General features: G+C 49.6%; 17 protein-coding genes. 9 read left to right on the plus strand and 8 right to left on the minus strand.

What is annotated here, in order from left to right:
• Positions 1 to 104: 104 nt before the first annotated feature.
• Positions 105 to 272: a hypothetical protein gene (locus ACJJIR_RS08415; protein ID WP_444908004.1), complete on the plus strand. Its 168-nt coding sequence runs from the start codon at positions 105 to 107 to the stop codon at positions 270 to 272.
• Between the two features lie 126 nt (positions 273 to 398).
• Here ACJJIR_RS08415 and ACJJIR_RS08420 read toward each other — a convergent pair whose 3' ends face one another.
• The 3 genes from ACJJIR_RS08420 to ACJJIR_RS08430 form a co-directional block, all read right to left on the minus strand.
• Positions 399 to 1,448, minus strand: coding sequence for an alpha-hydroxy acid oxidase (locus ACJJIR_RS08420; protein WP_444908005.1), 1,050 nt, complete (start codon positions 1,446 to 1,448; stop codon positions 399 to 401).
• A 267-nt stretch (positions 1,449 to 1,715) separates the two neighbouring features.
• Positions 1,716 to 2,555 (minus strand): right-handed parallel beta-helix repeat-containing protein, encoded by an 840-nt coding sequence (locus ACJJIR_RS08425; RefSeq protein WP_444908006.1) that lies wholly within the window; start codon positions 2,553 to 2,555, stop codon positions 1,716 to 1,718.
• A gap of 679 nt (positions 2,556 to 3,234) precedes the next feature.
• Positions 3,235 to 3,663 carry an Rrf2 family transcriptional regulator gene (locus ACJJIR_RS08430; RefSeq protein ID WP_444908007.1) on the minus strand — a complete coding sequence of 143 codons (429 nt, stop codon included), beginning with the start codon at positions 3,661 to 3,663 and terminating at the stop codon, positions 3,235 to 3,237.
• A gap of 115 nt (positions 3,664 to 3,778) precedes the next feature.
• On the opposite strand from ACJJIR_RS08430, the gene ACJJIR_RS08435 reads away from it, so the two are divergent.
• Entirely contained in the window at positions 3,779 to 4,678 is a 900-nt protein-coding gene (locus ACJJIR_RS08435) for an NAD(P)/FAD-dependent oxidoreductase (protein ID WP_444908008.1), read from the plus strand.
• A 107-nt stretch (positions 4,679 to 4,785) separates the two neighbouring features.
• On the opposite strand, the gene ACJJIR_RS08440 is transcribed toward ACJJIR_RS08435, so the two are convergent.
• The 4 genes from ACJJIR_RS08440 to ACJJIR_RS08455 form a co-directional block, all read right to left on the minus strand.
• Positions 4,786 to 6,171 carry an L-serine ammonia-lyase gene (locus ACJJIR_RS08440; protein WP_444908009.1) on the minus strand — a complete coding sequence of 462 codons (1,386 nt, stop codon included), beginning with the start codon at positions 6,169 to 6,171 and terminating at the stop codon, positions 4,786 to 4,788.
• A gap of 188 nt (positions 6,172 to 6,359) precedes the next feature.
• A complete protein-coding gene (gene cmoB, locus ACJJIR_RS08445; RefSeq protein WP_444908010.1) occupies positions 6,360 to 7,337 on the minus strand; it encodes a tRNA 5-methoxyuridine(34)/uridine 5-oxyacetic acid(34) synthase CmoB in 978 nt (325 codons plus the stop codon).
• Between the two features lie 7 nt (positions 7,338 to 7,344).
• Positions 7,345 to 8,088, minus strand: coding sequence for a carboxy-S-adenosyl-L-methionine synthase CmoA (gene cmoA / locus ACJJIR_RS08450; protein ID WP_108733518.1), 744 nt, complete (start codon positions 8,086 to 8,088; stop codon positions 7,345 to 7,347).
• Between the two features lie 101 nt (positions 8,089 to 8,189).
• Positions 8,190 to 11,099 (minus strand): insulinase family protein, encoded by a 2,910-nt coding sequence (locus tag ACJJIR_RS08455; protein WP_444908011.1) that lies wholly within the window; start codon positions 11,097 to 11,099, stop codon positions 8,190 to 8,192.
• Positions 11,100 to 11,276: 177 nt separating this feature from the next.
• Between ACJJIR_RS08455 and ACJJIR_RS08460 the strand changes: the two genes are divergently transcribed.
• The 3 genes from ACJJIR_RS08460 to ACJJIR_RS08470 are packed head-to-tail and all read left to right on the plus strand — an operon-like array spanning position 11,277 to position 13,117.
• Positions 11,277 to 12,008, plus strand: a complete 732-nt coding sequence (locus tag ACJJIR_RS08460; RefSeq protein ID WP_108733516.1) for a DUF599 domain-containing protein — start codon at positions 11,277 to 11,279, stop codon at positions 12,006 to 12,008.
• Positions 11,995 to 12,333 (plus strand): nucleotide pyrophosphohydrolase, encoded by a 339-nt coding sequence (locus ACJJIR_RS08465; protein WP_444908012.1) that lies wholly within the window; start codon positions 11,995 to 11,997, stop codon positions 12,331 to 12,333. The genes ACJJIR_RS08460 and ACJJIR_RS08465 overlap by 14 nt, the downstream gene beginning before the upstream one ends.
• Positions 12,326 to 13,117: a methyltransferase gene (locus ACJJIR_RS08470; RefSeq protein WP_444908013.1), complete on the plus strand. Its 792-nt coding sequence runs from the start codon at positions 12,326 to 12,328 to the stop codon at positions 13,115 to 13,117. The genes ACJJIR_RS08465 and ACJJIR_RS08470 overlap by 8 nt, the downstream gene beginning before the upstream one ends.
• Here ACJJIR_RS08470 and ACJJIR_RS08475 read toward each other — a convergent pair.
• Entirely contained in the window at positions 13,114 to 13,623 is a 510-nt protein-coding gene (locus tag ACJJIR_RS08475) for a DnaJ domain-containing protein (RefSeq protein ID WP_444908014.1), read from the minus strand. The genes ACJJIR_RS08470 and ACJJIR_RS08475 overlap by 4 nt on opposite strands.
• Positions 13,624 to 13,780: 157 nt before the next feature.
• Between ACJJIR_RS08475 and msrA the strand changes: the two genes are divergently transcribed.
• The 4 genes from msrA to ACJJIR_RS08495 all read left to right on the plus strand — a co-directional run bounded on the left by msrA (position 13,781) and on the right by ACJJIR_RS08495 (position 20,446).
• A complete protein-coding gene (gene msrA, locus ACJJIR_RS08480) occupies positions 13,781 to 14,404 on the plus strand; it encodes a peptide-methionine (S)-S-oxide reductase MsrA (RefSeq protein WP_444897012.1) in 624 nt (207 codons plus the stop codon).
• Between the two features lie 623 nt (positions 14,405 to 15,027).
• A complete protein-coding gene (locus ACJJIR_RS08485) occupies positions 15,028 to 15,507 on the plus strand; it encodes a YopT-type cysteine protease domain-containing protein (RefSeq protein WP_444908015.1) in 480 nt (159 codons plus the stop codon).
• Between the two features lie 1,722 nt (positions 15,508 to 17,229).
• Positions 17,230 to 17,799 (plus strand): hypothetical protein, encoded by a 570-nt coding sequence (locus ACJJIR_RS08490; protein ID WP_444897014.1) that lies wholly within the window; start codon positions 17,230 to 17,232, stop codon positions 17,797 to 17,799.
• An 871-nt stretch (positions 17,800 to 18,670) separates the two neighbouring features.
• Positions 18,671 to 20,446 (plus strand): FG-GAP repeat protein, encoded by a 1,776-nt coding sequence (locus ACJJIR_RS08495; RefSeq protein WP_444897015.1) that lies wholly within the window; start codon positions 18,671 to 18,673, stop codon positions 20,444 to 20,446.
• Positions 20,447 to 20,792 lie beyond the last annotated feature (346 nt).

The following is a 20,792-nucleotide window of genomic DNA, read 5'->3' on the forward strand; positions in this document are numbered from 1 at the left end:
GGAGTTGCTATTTTCTCCTGCATGCGTCACCTCACGAATCCAACAATTACCGCTGTAGTACTGTAGTACGACTCCCATACCCAACTGATGACACCCGGCTCATAGTGCAACAGGTAAAGAGGGCTGTGTCGGGGCTATTTCGACAGGCTTGTCGATTCTTTAAAGCTGGAGTGGGGTTGGTGGAGTTAACTCCCTGTTCATTTGGGCAAGGTGATATGTTTTGTTTGGGACAGCCATTTAAGGCCAGTAAAATCATGCAAACCATTGATTGAATTGACCAATGTTTTAGCCGAAGATTACTATTTCTAGGGGGATGGGTATCCAAAAGAATAGGAAAATGCGGCAATAGTATAAGCCTCCGGCTTACACGACTCGGCGGGATGAACTGCCTGAGCTTTTCATCTGTTGGTTAGTTCTACCTTGCCGCAAATGCCTTCAAGATTAGTAGCTCCGATTTGCTGCATAACCTGAGTTAACTGAGCTTTAAGTAGGTAAATTGCATGATTGGCTCCTTCATTGCCAAGGGCACAGACGCTATACATAAAAAATCTTCCCAGAAAGCAAAAGTTTGCCCCTAGGCCACAAGCACTTGCGATATCCACACCGGATCTGATTCCACTATCGATAGCCAAGGAAATCCTATCCTGATAGCTGGAAAACCGTCCCAGTAAGGGGAGAGTCGCTTCGCCTAAATCAAGTTGCCGTGCACCGTGATTGGATAAAATGACTCCATCTGCCCCGAGTTTAATCGCTTGTTGAAGATCGGGTTCACTCATTATCCCTTTAATAATAAGTTTATGGGGCCATAGATCTCTTATGCGTTTTACACTGTCAAAATCCAGTGGGCCCATAGTTGTGGTGTTCATAAACTCGGTTAGTTCAAGTTTTTTGTTATCGGTATCAATGTAAGGCTCTAGATTTTTAAATTTAGGGAGACCGTATCGCAATGTAGATAGGCTCCAATTTGGCCTGAGTATCGCTTGCCAGATGTTTTTTACATTCAACTTCGGTGGCATTGCCAACCCGTTGTGGAAGTCTCTGGGGCGTAAGCCAAATGTAGGAACATCAATGGTAATGACTAAATGTTGATATTGGGCAGAGGTTAGTCGGGATAACAGGTCAGAAAGAATGGCTGGGTCTGTTGGGTTGTAGAGTTGGTACCAGGCTGTTCCCTGTGAGACTTCAGAAATTCGCTCTAGTGCTTCTGAGGATGCAGTGCTGAGAATGAATGGGATATTGTGCTCGTATGCAGCTTTAGCGAGTATGACAGGTGCATTTGGCCACATAAGCCCCTGTAGCCCTATGGGGGCTATGCCAAATGGAGCACTGTATAACTTCCCAAGAAGCTCACAGTTTAAATTCGGAGTAGAGTTTGGACGGATATATTGGGGAGTGAATTTTACGGAGGCAAATGCTTGGCGATTGCGGCATAAGCCAATATCATCCATACAGCCCTCTATTAAGTACTCATAGGAGAATTTTGGAACTCTCTGCTTTGCGCGATTTTTTAGCCTTTGGGAGCTTGCGAAGTGGCGATTGAATCCATTGCTGCAGTTGGTCACACTTAGCTCCTAGGATTGTTATTGACTCAAGATTAGTTAGGTGGGTGATTGTTGCCTCATTTGGGTAGAATGTGTCGCTTTAATAATAATACTTAAAACCGCATCACCACCCCTCTAATAAGTGGTGATGCTGGATTTCGAAATACAGGTAGTTCATTCCAGACAGGCTGGATCAGCAGTTACGAAATTATTGGCAACCCATTGGTTGCTGCCTGTACAGTTTGGATCTATTCTATCCTTTAGGTCGAAGGGTAGATTGTTCTCGGCAGTATTCCCAAGTATTAAGTTATTAGATGAAGATTGACTGGTAATTACAATCCCTCCAGAATCTCCGGAAATACCATCACCATTATTCATTACTGTATTTTGTACTATCGTATTATTGTCTGAGGCTTCCATCTCTATTCCAGCTCTCTGACTGCCTGTTACGAAGTTAAAAGCCACTGTACCGAAATCATTATCGGCCTCAATGCCGTCACGGTCACTGAATTCAATATAATTCTGTATAACGCTACTGAAATCTCCCTGCATGTCGATACCATCTTCACCACTGAACTGTATATGATTTTTTATGGCGGTATTATTGTCGCTTCTTAGATCTATGCCATCTTCTAAGCTGTTAGTGATTGTCATATCTGAAATGGTATGGAATCCAGTGCCAACTACAAATATTCCATAATTGCAGTTGTTTACCGTTCCATCAGTAACAAGAGATGCCATGCCGGTGATACGAATACCCGCTGCATCGGTAAATAGTGGGAGGTTGTCAAGATTGCATGTTAGCGTATACCCATTCATATATAGACTCCCTGAAGGACCTTCAACAATGAGACCATTTTGGTTATCTATGTCTATCGGGCAGGTAAGATTCTCTGTAAGTACAGTAGGGGTTGTAATAGTATCACCACAATTGACAGCAGTTGCGCTGTTGGATGCAACAAACAGAATTGCGGTAAAAGTGCTTATTTTATACGATTTTTGAAAATTAATCATTTGTATCTCCTTTATTGATTTGAAAGTTATTGATGGCGAGTAAGTTTCCTGGCTAATTAGATCTCGCATCAATTTTGCATTCTGTCTCAATAGTCGTTTTTCTTAAAAGTATGATTGGTAATTTACTATCTGTTTTTTATTTGATTTTATTCGGGTTTCTAAAGTTAGGTTTCTTAAGGTTTGGCAGGGTAGGATATATTGTGGTTATTAGGTGAGGCTCTTATTGGCGACTATTTTACAATAAATCTTTATAAGCCATTTTTAATGGGTGATTGCTAGGTGAGTCTGCTCATATTTTGGTTGGTTTTTGGGGGAGGTTTTTTAATTGTTTTAATGGTCAAAGTTCTAGTTTCTTTGTGGGGATTTTTAAGGGTGTGTTTGGGTTTTTGCTGCAAAATAATTTAACTTATATTAAGGTCCTTGAAAATGTTTATACTATTTTTCCGATTTGGATAGTTGCAGCCTGCTATGTAAACTAGATAACAGGGATGCCATAAATTTAGTTTTATTATTCTTAAGGAATACCTGGGGTTTCCAAAGTCTCTTGACGGAAAAAATATTTAATGAGCCCCCAGGCTTTCAATTTGAGGGGCAAGTCGCTTGCTAAATTTCTGGCAGAAGTGGGTGTTTGGGGGGCATTATAGGCAACGTAGCCTCGCTGGCCGTCTGGTTATAGTAGTTATTTCGAGGCTCCTGGTGGTTCGAAATCTCGCCCGAGCAGGTCTAGAGTGATCTCACCAAATCGCGTGAGCAAAATATTTTCTGCCTCATCCATTGCGTCTTTTAATGTGGCGTTAACGGCATGTTCAATAACGCAGTTAGTGTGTTCGTCTGTGAGGCCAATGGTAAAAACTGAGCTGTCTCCCAGTGCTTTATGGATATCCAGAAGTGTAATTTCATTCAGGGGCTTCGCCAGTGACCAGCCCCCATTGTGCCCTTTACTGGAGCGCACGTACCCCTGATCCCGCAATAGCGCCATAGTTCTGCGAGCCACCACAGGATTGGTGAGGAGCATAGCTGCCATCTTGTCTGAAGTAACCGGCTTGTCGGTCATGTTTAAATGAATCAGGACATGAAGTGCCCTGGATAGTCGGCTGTCTTTACGCATAAATCACCTAGGTTTCCGTCCTGTAGCTTATCACGAAACTTTTTCTGTTACGTGTATTGTCTAGGTTCGAATCTTTGTGTAACAATAAAAGTTACATGATATTGGAGAGGTGACTATGGATACGGATGTATTGATCATCGGTGGAAGTTTTGCCGGTTTATCTGCGGCGATGCAGCTGGTTAGGGGAAGGCGTAAGGTCGTTGTACTGGATGCTAAGAGACCTCGAAACCGCTATGCAAAAGCGTCACACGGCGTGTTTTGCCTGGATGGAAAGGCACCAGAGGAGATCCGAACCACGGCGCTTTCTCAACTACAAGCTTATCCGAGCTTCCAGCTGGTTGAAGGGGCTGCGGATAGTGTGGATGTCCAGGAAGAGGGTTTTGTTGTCGCTGCACAGGGAGGTGCCACTTTTAAAGCGAAGAGGCTGATTCTTGCAACGGGTATTACGGACCAGCTACCTGATATCCCCGGGGTAAAGGAGCGCTGGGGTAGGAGTGTGATTCACTGTCCCTATTGCCACGGTTATGAGCTGAGTGATCGCCCTTTAGGTGTGCTGGCTACCTGTGAGCTGTCTTTCCACCAAGCGGCGATGATTCCCGATTGGGGCGCAACTACCTTGTTTACCCAGGGCCAGTTCAATCCGCAGGGGGAAGTGCTCGATCATCTGCTGGCTCGGGGAGTCATGCTGGAAGAAGCCCCGATTACGCAGTTGGAGGGAGAGGGGGATAGTTTAAGTGAAGTTGTTTTAGCGGATGGCCGCAAGTTGCCACTGGAGGGTCTCTACGTGAGCCCCAAAGCGAAGTTGACCTCTCCGTTTATCGATCAATTGGGGTTGGAGCTGGAGGAGTCGTTTACCGGGCGGATTGTAAAGGTGGATCCCTTTAAGGAGACTTCTGTAAAGGGGGTCTTTGCTGCTGGGGATTTATCCAACCCGATGCAAAGCGGAACCTTTGCGATTGCATCCGGCACCATGGCAGGTGTTGGAGCTCATCGCTCATTGATATTTAACCAGTGATTTTTAAAGACCGGTGGGGGTTCGTTGGAGATATGCGACAAAAAGAATTTGGTATCTTCCGGGCTAAGTAAGCGGCAGGAGCAGATTTGTGCTCCTGCCGAAAAATATCAGCAGTTCACAGCGTTTACTGCGAGCCCGCCGAGAGAGGTCTCTTTGTATTTGCTCTGCATATCGATACCGGTTTGACGCATCGTCTCGATAACGCTGTCCAGCGGTACGATATGAGCGCCATCACCGCGCAGGGCCAGGCGCGCGCCGTTAATGGCTTTTACTGCACCCATGGTGTTGCGCTCGATACAGGGGACCTGCACCAACCCGCCGATTGGATCGCAGGTAAGGCCGAGGTTGTGTTCCATTCCAATTTCAGCAGCGTTTTCAATCTGCTGGTTGGTGCCGCCCTCTACGGCGGCCAAGCCGGCGGAAGCCATGGAGCAGGCTACGCCGATTTCTCCCTGGCAGCCCACCTCAGCGGCAGAAATAGAGGCATTCTTTTTAAACAGCATGCCGATAGCGCCGGCGGTGAGCAGGAATTTCACTACCTGGTCTTTCAATTCACCGTGAATATTGCTGTCGTGGACAAATTCCACGTAGTAGGCGATAACGGCGGGAATCACACCGGCGGCACCGTTGGTGGGCGCGGTGACAATGCGCCCGCGCGCGGCATTTTCCTCATTGACGGCGAGGGCAAAAAGGCTAACCCAGTCGAGAATGGCGAGGCCGTGGTTGCGCTCTTCCGGACTCTGTTTACTCAACTCCCGGTAGAGTTCAGCAGCGCGGCGGCGAACATTGAGGCCGCCGGGCAAGATGCCATTCTGGTGGCAGCCTCGCTCAATAGAGGCATCCATTACTTTCCAGATATTCCATAAACGGTCTTTGACTTCCTGCTCGCTGCGGAAGGCTTTTTCGTTTTCCATGGCCAGCTCGGCAATAGTCCAGCCGTGATGATCACAGATCTTCATCAGCTGTTCTGCACTGCTGAAGTCATAGGGCAGAAGGGTGGCGATCTCCTCTTTGTGAGCGAAATCTTCTTCGGAGAGCACAAAGCCGCCGCCGATGGAGAAATAGCTGCGCTCGAACAGTAGCTCTTCGCCAGCGTATGCCTGGCAGGTCATACCGTTGGAGTGCTGGGGAAGAAATTCCTCCATATGGAAAACCAGATCGCGCTCGCGAATAAACTCGACATCCTGGTCACCGTTTAATGACAGGTGGCGCTCGCTCTGGATTTGCGCCATTTTCTCATCGATTGAATCGACATCAATGGTGTCTGGAGATTGACCCAGAAGCCCCATCAGTACCGCCATATCGGTACCGTGACCAACCCCGGTCAGGGCCAGCGAGCCATACAAATGGACTTGAACGCGGTCTGTGTGTGGCAGCTGGTCACGGTCTTGCAAATCCTGCACGAATTGGCGGGCAGCGACCATAGGGCCCACCGTGTGGGAGCTGGAAGGGCCAACCCCAATTTTGAAAAGCTCAAAAACGCTAATACTCATAAATATTCTCTGCGCCGGGCTGCATCCTTCGGCAGCCCTCCCTAAAGGATATAGTTGCACTATTTAGGGGCGCACTTTGCCTTATGAGTCGCAACAATCAAGATGGTGCTCCCCATTCCGTACAAAATTCTATTAGCAGCAAATTTTGCGGAATTTATGAGTTCCCAGACCTTAAGCGTATAGACAAGCTACGGCGCTTCCGCGACCAAAACCGCTCTCTTGGGCGCGGGGTGACCTTCCACGGTTTTGTCTGGCGATTCCGGGTCGAGAAAATCTGCCAGGGATTCGAAGTGCATCCAGTCGGTGCGCCGCTGTTCCTCCAGGCTGGTGGTGTTTAAATCCACGGTCCTGGGGTTGCGGAAACCGCACTTGCGCAGCCAGCTCTCCAGGGTGGCGCAGCTGGGGAAAAACCACACATTGCGCATCTTTGCATAGCGGTCTTCGGGTACCAGGCAATCGCCGAGTCCGCCGTCGATAACCAGTGTCTCTAATACAAGCTGGCCACCGGGGCGGAGGGTCTCGCGCAATTCGCGCAGGTGGTCCATGGGTGAACGGCGGTGATAGAGCACCCCCATGGAAAAAGTGGTATCGAAAGCGCGTAAGTTTGCCGGGAGAGCTTCAATACCCAGGGGCAACAAATCTACCGGTGCTTCCTGGCCCAGGTATTTTTTCAGCGCGTAAAATTGCGCGACAAATTTGGCCGAGGGATCAATACCGATTACCCGGCGCGCGCCGGCGCCGTAGGACCGCCAGCAGTGGTACCCATTGCCACAACCCACATCCAGCACCAGTCGATTTTCCAGTGGTGCCAAGTGTGGAATTACCCGATCCCATTTCCAGTCGGAGCGCCACTCAGTATCAATATTTAGTCCAAATAACCCCCAGGGGCCTTTGCGCCAGGGATGTAATTTGCGCAGTTCCTGCTCCAGGGCTTCGAGTTGTTCCGGGCTGGCATCGGCGGCAGTGCCTGCGCTGACCTTGCTGTTGAGTTCGATAGCGGAGGGCGTGATTTCCGGTAGGGCTTCCACCGCTGCGCGCCAATCGGGCAGATCGCCCCAGCGATGAGGACTCAGGTTTTCAGCCACCTGTGTTGGCAGCTGGGCCAGCCAGGTGCGCAGGGCGGGAACGTGTTGCAGGCCTTGATAGAGTTGGGTGTAGTCGATCACGGGGTACTTACTTTTCCGGCGCGCCTTTGATGGCGATTAAAGAGGCAAAATTAAAACACTGGAACCAGACATCGACACTGGTAAAGCCGACATTTTTCAGTCGTGTGCGGTGGGTATCCAGGGTTTCCGGAATTAATACATTCTCCAGGGCAGAGCGCTTCTGTGCGATTTCCAGCGCGCTGTAACCGTTGGCGGCTTTAAAGGAGTGATGCAGTTCGATCATTAACTCGTTATGGGCTTTATCGGCGAAGTCCACTTTCTCGGAAATAATCAGAATGCCGCCGGGGCGTAAACCATCGTGGATTTTCTGCAGGATTTCTTCGCGCTCTTCCACTGGAATAAATTGCAGGGTGAAGTTGAGCACTACGACCGAGGCATTTTCGATAGCAACGTTTTGCAGGTTGTCGCAGATAAGTTGAACGGGAACCTCGCCGCTATCGGCTTCGAGGACCGTGCGCGCCTGATCAACCATGGCTTGCGAATTGTCCACGGCGACGATTTCACAGTCGGCAGCGGGAATGCGATGGCGCATGGCCAGGGTTGCCGCGCACAGGGAGCTGCCCAGGTCATAGCAGCGGCTTCCTGCTTGGGCGTAGCGCTCTGCCAGGGTGCCGATCATGGCTACGATCGTGGTGTAGCCGGGCACGGAGCGCTTGATCATATCGGGAAAAACTTGCACCACCTGGCGATCGAACTCGAAGCCGGCTACCTGGCCCAGTGGGTTTGCATAAATATTGTCGTGTTTACTCATTGGAACTTCGCTAGAGGATAACGGCGATAGATCGGCGCCGGTTTTTGGCCGGCGCCGCAGAGCTTCCCCGGACAAATTGCCGGGGAATCGTCGAGCTCCAGTTAGAGCTTCTCTTCCTTCAGGTTGAGTTTGGCTGCCGCTTCGCTACCTTGGGGACCGGTAACAATGGCGGTACTGGCCTTGCTCGGGTCCAGATAGGTGGCACCGACGCGTTGCAGGTCTTCCAGGGTAACTTCCGTAACCTGCTTGCGGAATTGTTGGCGCGTCTCGTGGGTGCGACCGTAAAGGCCCGAGTGGAAGTTCTTCTTGGCTTCACCAGCGGGGGAGCCGGGTTTATCCAGACCGCCGACGACGCCGAGGATCGCTTCCTCAACCTGTTCTTCCTTGTGCTTCTCTTCGGCCAACCACTTCAGGGATGCGTCGAAGTCCTCCAGGGTTTCACCCATACGCGGATCGCGGTAGGAGTAGAAGCGGAATACCCCGATATTGCTGTCGTGGCCGGCACCGCCGCCGTAGGCGCCGCCCTGTTCGCGGATGGTGCGATGCAGGAAGCCGTTGCGCAGGAAGCCGCTCAAAACCGACAGCGGTGCCGCATCCGGGTGGGACATAGGCACAGTGGCGTAGGCCTTGGCGCAGAAGTTCACCTGGCTGTTGGCAACCCAGAGTTCCTCGATTTGCTTGCGTTCGAAAGGTGCAGCGGGGTTGGCTGCGGCGATGCTGGAAGTCGAGGTCAGCGGCATCAGTGTCTGGCTGAAATCGCCAATTTTCTCTTCTTCACCCACCAGCAGGAACTGGCGCGGTGCTGCGAGGATTTTCTGGTGGATAGCCTGGAATTGGGTGGAAAGGTCTTGCAGGCCTTCCTCTTTTTCCAGTCCGGCAACCAGGGCTCGCAGGTTGCGCAATCCCAGCAGACCACCGCTGGCATGGCTCTCCCAGGCGGCGCGGTTGTAGCCGGCACTGGCGGCAGCCATGGCGAGGGCGTGGCCGTTGCCGACAACACCCTGTTCGCGGCGGGCGAGGGTTTGCAGTAGCAGTTCCTTGATGCGGGAGTGCTCGTCAAAACGCACCTGCTCCATGGTGGCTTGCATCAGTTCGGTGAGGCCGCCCTGATTGCGGGCCAGCGCTTTACCAGACAGGATAAAGTGGCCGGACAAGTGATCCAGGTTGTCGATAGCAGTGCGGCTGCTGGTGAAACCGTGCAGGGCACCCACCACGCTGGTCTGCCACTGCTGGACTTCCAGGTAGTCTTTTTCACCCAGACCGACTTCGCTCAGTACCTGGCAGTAGTAAGGGAGCAGTTGTTTTTCAGTTTCGGTGAATTCCGGCAGCGCGCAGACCATTTGTTGGTAAACCAGGCCGTTGGTGCCCGCGCTATAGCGAGTCAACTTCTGCGGGCCCAACTCTATTGCTTCGCCTTCGACATCGGGAAGCTCTGCGGGAATATCTTCCACGCCGACCTTGGGCAGGATAGAAGCGTCGTCCTCGCGGTTTTGTCGATCGGCCAGGGCTTTGGCGGTTTCGACAATCTGTGCTTTTTCTTTTTCGCTGAGAGCGGCTTTGATTTCCGCCAGCTGGTCTTTCTCCGCCTGCTCGCGGCGCGCAGCCAGCTGCTCATCGGGACTCAGAACCATACGTACGCGGTGCTGGTTTTCCAGCAGAAGTTCACGGGCTTTATTGGCGATAAACTTCGGATCTTTGATCTGCTCGCGCAGTCGCTCCAGGGTGGCATCGATATTCAGCAGGCCAATGGCATCGCCACGGTGAGTGGCGCCGGTCAATGCGGTGAGAATCAATTGCAAGCCGAAGGGGTAGCCGTCGCCACCAATCTCCCGCTGTTGCAATTCCAGCTGGTGCAAGCTGGCTTCTACCTGTTCGTAGGGGATGCCGTTTTCCGCCACGTCCCTCAGCACGTCGAGAACTTGTTGCTCAAGCTCGTCGGCACTTTCGCGTTCGCTACCCTCAATGCCACAGACAAACACCAGTTCGCGTTGGGAATCGTCCAGGCCAACCAGCGGAGAAGGGGAAGTGCCCAGGTCGGTGGTTTCCAGCAGCTTCATCAAAGGTGAAGCGCTGTTATCCAGCAGTACGCCGGCGAGCAGGTGTGCGGTCAGGGCTTCTTCAAGATCGGTGACATCACCCAGCAGCCAGCTCAATACGATATGGGTCTTGGCCTTCAGAGGCTCGCCATTTAACGGGTAGTGCTCTTCGACTTTCAGCGGCGCCTGGTAGCGGTCTTCGCGCCCAACGGAAATGGTCTTGTCGAGTTTCTCGAACTTGTGCAGCGCTTTTTCTTCAAACGCGGCCTGGTGTTCCGCTGCGGGAATATCACCGAAAGTCATAAAGGTGGCGTTGCTGGGATGGTAGTGGCTGCGGTAGAAGGCAACCAGCTGCTCGTAACTCAGCTTTGGAATATCAGTAGGTTCGCCACCGGAGTTGAAGTGATAGGTGGTGGTGGGGAACAGATATTTGCTCAGGGTGTGCCACAGCTGCGAGGTGACGGAGCTCATGGCGCCTTTCATCTCATTGAACACGACACCTTTGTAGACGAGCTCGCTGCTCGCATTATCCGCTTCGGCAAATTCCAGGCGATGGCCTTCCTGGGCAAAGTCCAGCGGGTCCAGGCGCGCAAAAAATACTGCATCCAGATAGACGTCGAGAAGGTTGTCAAAATCCTTTCGGTTCTGGCTGGCAAACGGGTAGGCGGTCCAATCTGAACTGGTGAAGGCGTTCATAAAGGTATTGAGTGAACGCCGGATCATCATAAAGAAAGGATCGCGCACCGGGTACTTGTCACTGCCGCACAGGGCGGTGTGTTCAAGAATATGGGCGACACCGGTGGAGTCTTCGGGCACGGTGCGCAGGGCGACAAGGAAAACATTTTCCGAGTTGTCTGCGGCGATGTGCAGGTGCTGGGCACCGGTCGTAATGTGTCGGTATTCCTCGACGCGCACGCCGAGAGAATCAATATCTGCGCTGGTAACCAGTTCAAATGCAGGATGTGAGTTGCTCAAAAGACAGCTCCCTGGAGTTATATGAATTTTCTGGCCGGCCACTGCTGCCGGCGAAAGGGCGCTATTCTACCGCTTGCACACATCGGAAAGACAGTGTTGACAAGGATGCCAGTAGGGCGAAGACTTCGCTTGCCGAAGCTACGGCATAAATGTAGACGAACACGGAGATATTAGAGGTTGTCCTGGTTGGATATTGCCAGTGTCATTGGCTTTTTTATCACATGGGTGGGTTACACCGTTTTTGCGCGAAAAAAAGCCAAAGAAACCTGGTGCCTTACTTCATCGCTTCAGTGGTACCGCGTTGAATGGATGATGCGTATGCTCGATAGGGATATGCGCATGGCGGATACCGCTATTCTCAGTAACCTGGAGCGGGTCATTGGTTTTTTTGCCTCCACCAGTATTCTTATCCTGGCGGGTTTAGTCACGGCATTGACGGCGAACAAGGCCGCCATCGAAGTGCTCACCAGTTTGCCTTTTGCGGAGCCCACCACCGTTGAGCAGTTTGAGCTCAAGGTGATGTTGTTGATCCTGATTTTTATCTTCGCCTTTTTCAATTTTACCTGGTCACTGCGCCAGTACTCCTTCGCCAATGTACTCATTGGTGCAGCACCGCCGCCGGAAACCGGTGATCTATCTGAGGAAGAGCGACGCCGGTTTGCCATCAGTACTGCCAAGGTGATCGACCATGCGGGCCACAGTTACAACTACGGTCTGCGCTCTTATTATTTCTCAATGTCAGTGCTGGGCTGGTTTATCCACCCAATCCTGTTTGTTGCCGGCTATCTGTTTGTTGTCTGTGTTTTATACAGGCGTGAGTTTTTGTCCCGCGCACTGAATTCAATTTTGGCGGCCCGGGAGGGCGGGCTGGAGCGCCAGCAGAGGAAAAAATTCGATGAAAGACCGTGAAATCCTGGCGGCTTTTGATGAAGTCGCTGAAATGCGCGGCTGGCAGTCACTGCATACCCCAAAAAACCTGGCCATGGCGCTATCTGTGGAAGTTGCAGAGTTAGGGCGACACTTTCAATGGTGCAGCGATAAAGATATCCAGAATCTAATGGCAGACGACAAGGCCGAGCAAGTTGCCGCTGAACTGGCAGATATTCAGATGTACTTGAGCAAACTGGCCGCTGTACTGGGGGTTGATATGGAAGAGGCGCTACAGCGCAAATTTGCCGAGAACCGCCGCCGATGCAATGAGGCTTTGCAAGGTGAGGGCTCCTCCGATGGGTGATAGCCTGCGTAAAGATCGGAACTTTGACGATCTCGCTCACCGTTTTCGCAACCGTATCTACGGTGGCCTCAAAGGGGATATCCGTCTGGCAGTGCTCAACCGGGATCTGGCGCCGCTGTTGGGGAGCGAGCAGCGTACTCTAAAAATCGTTGACGCTGGGGGTGGCCAGGGCCATTTTGCGATGGATCTGGCTGAAGCGGGGCACGAGGTTTTTCTCGCAGATATTTCTGCGCAGATGCTTGAACTCGCGGATGCGGAAATTCGCCAGCGCCATTTGCAAAAGCAAATGACCTTGCTGCATAAACCCCTGCAAGAACTGCCGCAAATAGAAGCATTAAAGGGCGCAGACCTGGTAATTTGCCACGCTGTGCTGGAATGGTTGGAACAGCCGCAACAGGCATTGCAGCAGCTGCGCAGCCTGTTAAAGCCTGGAGGGCATCTTTCGCTCACTTTCTACAATCGGCGTGCCCTTGAGTTCCGTCTATTACAGCGGGGCAGCTTTCGCCAGCTGGACCGCAATATTGAAGGGGATAATTGGGGTGGCCACCCTGGCAGCCTTACTCCACAGAATCCACTTCTGCCGGAATGGGTGGAAGACTGGCTGACCGAAGCGGGCTTTTCCGTGGTTTGTCACAGCGGTATCCGCTGCTTCCACGACTTTATGACGCCATCAATCCGGGAAAAGTTGCCCGCGTCGGCCATTGTGGAAAAGGAGCTTGAATACTCCCAGGTGGACCCCTATCGGCAATTGGCCAGGTATATCCACCTGCTTTGTAAGGTTTAACCAAGAATGCTTAGTAGTAGCTCCTTGGCGGCGTTGATACGCGATGCCAGGTAATCGTTGCCGCCGCGATCTGGGTGGAGTTTTTGGATCAATTTGCGGTGTGCACTAATGATTTCATCTCTGCCAGCATCGGCATCAACGCCAAGGATTCGGCGCGCTTCGTGTTCCGAGAGTGGCGGGCCCTCGGAGTTGTGTGGCGGAGGATGTTGAGTGGCCCCTGGATTTGGGCGCCTGTTTGAATACTTTTCAAACAGTGGCATCAACCAGGGTAAATAACGGGAGAGCTGACTGAGTAAACGGCCCAACACAGGAAGAATGAGCACCAGCGCTGCTCCTACCCAATGCAGGCGCCCGGTGATAGCCAGCACAACCACTATTACGGCGACGCCGGCGATACAGGCCATAAAAATCTGCTTGCGCCGCTCCTGCGGTGAGCTAGATTTGATTTTTTGCCAGAGATACCAGGCACCGATGGCGATTAAAATCAGTAGGATTAAGCGCGCCAATGACGACTCCTTATAGTGTTGATCTGCCAATGTTTGTTCTGCGTATCATAGAGTCCTCTTAACTACTTGATTCGCGGATTAATATTACTTGATCTGGGAGGATAAGCGCCTTAGAGCTATCCTGACAAAAGAAAATACCTGCACTTGAGAAAACAGTATGCAATACGACAAATTTCAGATACCCGATGCGGACCAGGTGCTGCCCGGTCGGCCCCAGCCGATGGAGATCAGTGGCACCCACTTTGTAAATGGCAACACCATTAAAGAGCCATTCCCTGAGCACTTGGAAGTCGCCATTTTTGGTATGGGATGCTTCTGGGGCGCAGAGCATGTGTTCTGGGATACGGATGGTGTGTTTGCCACTGCCGTTGGCTACACTGATGGCGCCACCGAAAACCCGAACTACGATGAAGTCTGCACCGGCCGTACAGGGCACGCAGAGGTGGTGAAAGTAATCTTTGATCCCAAAAAGGTGAGCTACGCAGAACTCCTGCGGGTCTTTTGGGATCACCATGACCCAACCCAGGGTATGCGCCAGGGTAACGATATCGGCTCCCAGTACCGTTCCTGTGTTTTCTGTCTGAACGAAGGCCAGAAACAGGAGGCGGAAGCGAGCAGGGCGGCTGTGCAAGAAGCGTTGGACGCCAAAGATCGTGGGTCAATCACCACCGAAATTAGCATGGCTCAACCGTTCTACTACGCCGAGGAGTACCACCAGCAATATATGGCTAAGAATGAAGACGCGGTTTGCCCAATTCTTCGCAACCCAATGCATGACTAAGAATTGATAGATTGCAGAAGCAGGCGGCGCGGTGACTGCTGCCTGTTTTTGTGATGCTTGGCACAGTTACTTTCCCGTCACTTTCTTTTTCCCACCTACCTTCACCAAGTTAGTTTTCCTGCATTTGGATGTAGACAAGTTTTGGCCAAAGTCTAAAAAATTAAGCCTGCAATCTAAAGTTATCTGCGCTCTCGGCGCGTAAAGTCTTATCTCTAGGTTAGCGTAGAGAGTGCCTTGGAACGCTTCATTACTTGATGTAGCGGTGGCTTAAATATAGGAACAGGTTACAAGTTTCGCTTTAGCCGCGTACTTAGGCACAGAGACATAGTAATGAAATACGATAGCAGGTTTAAGGAGAGATAATGTGGGTAAATAGAATTGCGAGAGCACATAGAGGGGTTAAAACCTGGGGATTTTCGCAAAGTTCACCTCGGAGCTGGGTGCACTATGCCAAGTATGGTCCGCGTGGAATATGTGCCGCGCTCAGTGCGCACTGGATCAAGACTCATGCGGTAGATGATAAAAGCCTACCAGACAAGCTTGGATTAACTCCATGCTCTATAACTCTAGGTCCAATAAGATATCCCACTTATAGATCGCTTAATACAGGTGAATTAGTCAAGGTGGCAAAGGATTTTCATTTTTGGACTAACGGGGGAGGTAGGCAGAGGGATAATATCGATAATTGGTTAATTCACAATGGTCTTACTAAGGCGAAGGAGTATTGCACTAGTTGGGCAGATTTAGCCCTACAAAACCTTGCACCAATAGTACCGGGCAATCCGCAGCCACCTGCGAACCCCATTCCACCGGTTAATAGATGTCTTGTAAATGCATTTGGACGCTTTCAAGAAACCTATGGATATGTTTCTATTAGTTCACGGCGTGCTGGACATGCAATAGCTGTTTGGATCGCGGATGAGCGTATTCCCACTGAGGTTGGTGCTCTGTTCTTTGACCCAAACTATGGTGAATACCGCTTCCCATCAAAAAATGATTTTCTTAATTTTTTTGATGCTTTTTATCGCCATGCTTATTTGTCACGTTGGCAAGCTTACTCGGGTCAATGGAATGTTAATGCTTACAAGATAAGCGCTTGGTAATAATTTTTAGTTTTGAGTAAGTAGTGTTGAGTTTCAGGTAATGAAATGGCAAGAATAAATCTGATTTAATCGCGACTTGTTGAGGGTGAGTTCACTGGTGTGCACAATAGTCGATCCAGCTGTCGGGATAGGAGGCCGGCAACTTGCCCGCCGTTACCGATAGAAATTAATTTAGGTGTAATGGGTCGCCACTGCTGTAAGTCCGCTAAATGTAATCACAATCCGTAGAGATATTGTGAGATTATTTAAAGGTTCCCTCGGTTATCAGGGGCTCTTGGAGGCCGGTCCCCTTAACTTACCTTTAATTACCCTATGTCGAAAAGCGCCTAAAACCTAAAAATATTTATCCAGTACCCAATGAGGCCGACTTTGTAAATGGCAATACCATCAAAGAGCCATTATATGGCTAAGAGTGAAGATGCGGTTTGCCCTATTCTTCGCAACCCAATGTACGACTAAAAATTGTTAGATTGCAGAAGCCGGCGGCGCGTTGAATGCTGCCTGTTTTGTGCTGAGCAGAGCTCCCCCCCCCCATCGATTTTCTTTTTTTCTGCATTCTCTAAGTTTATTTCCCGTTATTGGGCTGTCTTCAACTTATGTCCAAGATTTAGAAACTAGCGCTCATATCATTGAGTCGATTATGGGGTCTAGGGCATAACAGTGCACCTGGTTGTGGCTGCTTGACCTGAGGAGCTTCAAATTTCGATTAGCTTGAGGCAAAGGTGGTAAAGGAGAGGCTCATCTTACCTTAATTGCAAATCCAGGCTTTAGCGCGAAAGCAGCATGACGAAGCTTGTGATGACATCGGTACCCAGCACCCAGGCTATCTAGGCCCATAGGATACTTCATTATGCCGGATTGCTAAGGAAACCTAATTAATAGTTATGCGCAGTTGCCTCATGATCGGATGTATTCAATCAAAATACCACATTACTGTGGAGGAACTTCTGAAGGACCCTGTATTACTATTGCATCCAATAACTAATATTCTATTGATGCACATCCTAACTGTCTAGGAAGCGAGGTATCGAAGTAAATTAGGGGGATATGAATATGAGCAATATTGAACATGAATGAGATGGGGGACACTTAAAAGCGGACATCTGAAACAAAATAATAACTATATGCGTTATGGTATAACTAGTTTATAGGAATTCTGCCTGTTTTCATTATTTGGTGATTATCTATGGATTTGTTGGGGGTCTTCAGATGTATCTGGACGAGTGCCCCGTATTTTACAATAACGATCATGCTTATTGGGGGGTAAGGATATGGTGGATTATTATCTGAAACCAAGGAGTTAAAAACTAAAGCCCATAAAATAAAGCATTTAGAGGTTCCTCAAGATAAAATATAGAAATTATTAGCATCATAAGAAGAAGTGAAAACAATGGGTGTAAATTCAGTCGGTAGCACAAGAGCAACAAGTGGAGCGCCTCAGCATAAAAATAACACACAAGGCAAGCGATCCGCTGAGCGTAATACATGTCGAAAAAGATTAATCGAAGTGCGCAGGACCGATCTCTGTGCCCGAATTTTTACTAGATTCTGTGGCAGAAAACAAACTGATCACGCCCCAAAGCCGTCCGTCCGAATCAAATAAAGACTAAGTCACTAAGCCTAGGGGACATAAAACCTACGGTTATGTCCACATTAATTTACAAAAGTCCTCACCGTGCAGCCTTATTACTTACACATGTGAGTTCCGATCAACAGAATGGCATGATTGAACAGCTAGATCCAGGCCAGCAAATGAAGTTACTTGGAGGCTGTCGGGACCCAGGAATGGATAAGCTCGCGGACAAGCTTTGTCAAAATTTGAACAACAGTCAAATTTTTGATGGATATCTAAACGCAACCGATGGAAAGTACCTGAGACGGAACTATACATGCTTTATTCATAGGATTAAATCCGATAACAATCTATTCTTTGGGCTCGTATCATATCTTTTTGATGGCTCAGTAGCACTGATGTCTGTGATGATCCATAAGCAAAACCTTGCGCTCGCTGCAATTTTATCTACCCAGCTGAAACCTGAACAGCAACATAATATTTTCAAACAATTATTTCCTGATCGGCAGTTGAAGCTGTTGGTAAACCTTCGAAGTAATAACTTGGGTGCATTGGCAGATAAGTTGTGCGGAGAAATGAGCTATAAAGAAAAGGAATCTCTGATACACTTCAATGCAGTTTTACTGGACAAAGGGAAGCTTGGTGAAAACTGCGCACATGAGGTGAAAGATTTCTATAGTAGGCTCGGTGGTGAAGCACAAGAAAAAAATATTGGATGATATTAGGGTGCTGCATACAGGAAAGGGTGCGAACGAAGATCATTATCGGACAAGAGGGGATATGCTGCTAAATTTTTTAGGTGCATAAATTTAGAAGGTAATAGCTGATACCTAAGCTTTGAAATTTTCATTTTAGCTAATATTGACTCTAATAATTAAGGGGGTAGGCATCTGTAGATGAAATATCGCAGATGCTCCTTTCCCCTAGAAACTGTTTCATAACTTCTTTAGCGTAATTAACATGCAGGCAATATGGAAAAAACTCTGTAAGAAGATAACTATCGATCCCACTGACGACTAAACTGTAGTAGTTCAGATTTGGTCTGAACTAATCCAACTGATGCTTACTACCATATTTCCAACAGTCAGTCAGCCGTTTGACAAAATGCCGCATCAGCAGCACTGTCTGTTTACTGTGATTATGCTGATTCAGCGGTGTGCTGTCTTGTGGCCCAGGTGGGATCTGACGAACAATAAACCCGTTGGTCCCGCATCTTTGTGATTGCGACAGTCATTTTTTATGCGCTAATTTTATATCGCCGTCGCAGCGTTGAAGAAAAACACTTTCTACCCGGTGGGGCAGAATCAGCCTGGGTTCACTACTCCACTCTCATTGCCACAATTGCTGCCCTGTACCTGTTCTGCTGGTTTTCCGTAAGCAATACCCGGACTGGGAATTGCGCCTGTGTGCACCCAACTCCTCGGATCATCATCTTGACAGGTACATTGAACCTAAGACCCCACTGCTCAGTGCCGTCTTATTAGTTTTGTGACTCTGTGACCTATAAAAAATGCCCAAATCCTAAAGAAACAGCACGGGCGATATGAATAATTGAGCTGTTGTATTAAAAAGCGTAGAGATCCTATCACCATGCCCCCGCAGTCCATTAAAGCCATCTTTATAATAACTATCCTCTCCCTCCTTACTGCTTGCAGCAGTGGAGGGTCCGGTAGCAACGAGAGTAACAACGAAGAGACACCTGCCGTAGAAGAGACACCTGCCGTAGAAGAGACACCCGATATTCCTAATCCACCACAGGATTTCACCCTAAGCTTTGAGCCCGTTAAGTTGTTCCGCTTTAGTTGGACCGATACCGGCAACGCCAGTCATTACCATTTACTGGAAAACTCAGATGGGCTATCTGGGTTTACTCCTGTCGCAGAGCATATTCCCCAGGGGAGTGAAACCATAACGCTAGAAGTGCCGCTCTACGCGCGGGCAAATGCTCAGTACCTACTACAAGCTTGTAACGGGGAGGGTGAATTGGAGCAGTGCAGTGACTCAGACCTTATCTCAGTGAGCGACGCATTGGTCGCTGCCATTGGCTACCTCAAGATCGATGATACCGAAGAGCTCTTCTCTGTCAGCCTCAGTGGTGATGGCCACACCCTAGCCGTAGCTAATCACAGTGAAAATGCAGTCTTCCTGTTTATCAGAGAGGGGGGAGTGTGGGTGCAGGATGCCAATCTCAAAGGCAATAATACTGAAGAGGGTGACGAATTCGGGAGCTCTATCAGTCTCAGTGCCGATGGTCAAACTCTGGCTGTTGGTGCTCATTTTGAGGGTAGCAGCGCCCAAGGTATCAATGGCGATCAACACAACAATGATGCCCCAATTGCTGGGGCGGCTTACGTGTTTGTACGAGAAGCCAATACCTGGCAACAGCAAGCCTATCTCAAGGGTAGTAATACTGAAGAGGGTGACGCTTTCGGGAGCTCTATCAGTCTCAGTGCCGATGGCCAAACTCTGGCTGTTGGTGCTGTTTCTGAGAGCAGCAGCGCCCAAGGTATCAATGGCGATCAACATAACAATGATGCCCCAATTGCTGGGGCAGCTTACGTATTTGTACGAGAGGCCAATATCTGGCAGCAGCAAGCCTATCTTAAGGGCAGCAATACTGAAGAGCGTGATGAATTCGGGAGCTCTATCAGCCTCAGTGCCGATGGCCAAACCCTGGCTGTTGGTGCTGTTTCTGAGAACAGCAGCGCCCAGGGTATCAATGGCGATCAACACAACAATGATGCCCCATTTGCTGGGGCAGCTTACGTATTTGTACGAGAGGCCAATATCTGGCAGCAGCAAGCCTATATCAAGGGCAGCAATACTGAACAGGATGACTTTTTCGGAATGGCTATCAGCCTCAGTGCCGATGGCCAAACTCTGGCTGTCGGTGCTGATCTTGAGGACAGCAGCGCCCAAGGTATCAATGGTAATCAACACAGCAATGATGCTATAAGCTCTGGCGCAGCTTACGTGTTTGTTCGAGAGGCCAATATCTGGCAGCAGCAAGCCTATCTCAAGGGCAGCAATACTGAACAGGGTGATCATTTCGGGTTCCCTATCAGTCTCAGTGCCGATGGCCAAACTCTGGCTGTTGGCGCTATTTTTGAGGGCAGCAGTGCCCAAGGTATCAATGGTGATCAACACAATAATGGTGCTATAAGCTCTGGTGCAGCTTACATGTTTGCACGGCAGGCCAATACCTGGCAGCAGCAGGCTTATCTCAAGAGTAGCAATACTGAGCAGGGTGACTCTTTCGGAACGACTATCAGCCTCAGTGGCGATGGGCAAACGCTGGCTGTTAGCGCATATGAATACCCAGTAGACCCGGATGGATCCTCAGCGATAGAGATCTATACTTACTAATTATTTTTGCTCGCGACTCTAATACCCCCTCACATTAAAGCGGGGGGGATTAGCATGCGACAGACAGTTGTATGATTATTAACAGGTTACTGGTATTCTTAATACTTACAGTTTTCAGAAAGGTATAGGAGCAATCCCATATGCACATCCCCTCCGCCGTGCTGTTTATACTCGAGGGTACCTCTAAAAAATCACATCCTCATTTTTTCGCTCAACAGCCGCGTCGCTGAAGTGGTGGACTGGCCTTGAGTCTGCCTTCGCTAGCTCCCCTTTAATATTTCTATAAAGAGTTCTCGCCAGGCGTTCACCCGATACGCTGAAATGCCAACCAAAATCCGGGCCTATC

The sequence above is a fragment of the Microbulbifer maximicatervae (SeqCode) genome (assembly GCF_052467385.1).

Excerpts from the sequence above, each read along its gene's own strand:
- ACJJIR_RS08490 (WP_444897014.1), top strand. The coding sequence starts at position 17,230 with ATGATTGAACAGCTAGATCCAGGCCAGCAAATGAAGTTACTTGGAGGC.
- ACJJIR_RS08440 (WP_444908009.1), bottom strand. The coding sequence starts at position 6,171 with ATGAGTATTAGCGTTTTTGAGCTTTTCAAAATTGGGGTTGGCCCTTCC.
- ACJJIR_RS08420 (WP_444908005.1), bottom strand. The coding sequence starts at position 1,448 with ATGGATGATATTGGCTTATGCCGCAATCGCCAAGCATTTGCCTCCGTA.
- ACJJIR_RS08495 (WP_444897015.1), top strand. The coding sequence starts at position 18,671 with ATGCCCCCGCAGTCCATTAAAGCCATCTTTATAATAACTATCCTCTCC.
- ACJJIR_RS08435 (WP_444908008.1), top strand. The coding sequence starts at position 3,779 with ATGGATACGGATGTATTGATCATCGGTGGAAGTTTTGCCGGTTTATCT.
- ACJJIR_RS08465 (WP_444908012.1), top strand. The coding sequence starts at position 11,995 with ATGAAAGACCGTGAAATCCTGGCGGCTTTTGATGAAGTCGCTGAAATG.
- msrA (WP_444897012.1), top strand. The coding sequence starts at position 13,781 with ATGCAATACGACAAATTTCAGATACCCGATGCGGACCAGGTGCTGCCC.
- cmoA (WP_108733518.1), bottom strand. The coding sequence starts at position 8,088 with ATGAGTAAACACGACAATATTTATGCAAACCCACTGGGCCAGGTAGCC.
- ACJJIR_RS08425 (WP_444908006.1), bottom strand. The coding sequence starts at position 2,555 with ATGATTAATTTTCAAAAATCGTATAAAATAAGCACTTTTACCGCAATT.
- ACJJIR_RS08430 (WP_444908007.1), bottom strand. The coding sequence starts at position 3,663 with ATGCGTAAAGACAGCCGACTATCCAGGGCACTTCATGTCCTGATTCAT.
- ACJJIR_RS08470 (WP_444908013.1), top strand. The coding sequence starts at position 12,326 with ATGGGTGATAGCCTGCGTAAAGATCGGAACTTTGACGATCTCGCTCAC.